Below are 1,125 nucleotides of genomic sequence, written 5' to 3' on the forward strand. Positions count from 1 at the left end.
CTCGGATGCCGCGGCCGACGCCCAGGTGATCATCACGTCGACCGAGCTCGCCGGCGCCGTGCGGCAGGCCATCGGCCGCAGCTTCGCCGAGGTCGTCGAGGTCGTGAACTACTTCGACGTCGAGGAGATCGGCGCGAAGCTCGAGGCCTCGCTGGGCTAGGCGGTTCCGCCCGTCGCCCGTCGCCTGTCGGCGGAGAGCGGAGCACGGCGCGCGCCGTGCTCACTCCCGGAGTTCGGCGAGGAGGGACTCGGCAGTGAGGTCGCCGGCCAGCGGCCGGCGGGCGCTGGCGGGGTACCGCTGCAGCTGGAACTCCCCATCCGCTGCGTTCACGACCCGTCCGGTCCACGGGCATTCGCGTGATGCGAGCAGGACGGCAGCGGGAGCGATGCTCGCCGGGGTGAGCTCGTCGGCGCCGGTCGGGCGCCGGAAGATCCGGGTCGCTGCGATGGGCTCGATGGCGTTGGCGAGGATGCCGTGCTCCGCCCCTTCGCCCGCGAGCCCGTTCATCAGCCCGAATTGGGCCGCCTTGCCGACCCCGTAGGCCGTGACGTCGGACCCGTCGATGGGTCGCAGACCGTAGCTCGACACCGTGAAGACGAGGCGGCCGTAGCCGCGTTGCCGCATCGACGGCCAGACGGCGCGGGCGAGCCACCACGCCGATTCGACGTTCACGGCGAGCATGCGCCGCCACTCGTCGTCGGGCGTCGATTCGATGCCCGCGTACCGCACGATGCCGGCGCTGTGGACCAGGGCGTCGATGCGGCCATGCCGGCCGAGCACCCGCTCGACGAGTCCGGTGCATCCGCCCTTCGTCGCGAGGTCCTGCGTCTCGGGCTCAGCGAGGATGCCGGCGGCCGACAGCTCGCCGGCTACGCGGGCGGCCACCGCGGCATCCGCAACAGTGCCGTCGCGCTGAACGCCGGCGTCGTGCGCGATGATCGTCGCACCGCGCGTCCCGATCGCCTCGGCGTAGGCGCGACCGAGACCGCCTGCGGCGCCGGTGACGACCACGACCTGCCCGTCGAATCGGATGCGTTCGGCTGCATCGCCCTTCGCCTCCGACCGCGCGTGGATCGACCCCGTCATGCCGTGAGTTGACGCATCCCGGCCTCGAGGGCCTCGAC

Annotated in this window: 1 protein-coding gene; it reads right to left on the reverse strand. The window is 72.6% G+C overall.

Features of this window, described 5'->3' with window-relative positions; translation table 11 throughout:
* Window positions 1-220 precede the first annotated feature (220 nt).
* A complete protein-coding gene (locus AC1DY2_RS20000) occupies window positions 221-1,087 on the reverse strand; it encodes an SDR family NAD(P)-dependent oxidoreductase (protein WP_476764004.1) in 867 nt (288 codons plus the stop codon).
* Window positions 1,088-1,125: the final 38 nt, after the last annotated feature.

The sequence above is a fragment of the Agromyces sp. P1_H4 genome, assembly GCF_056405255.1.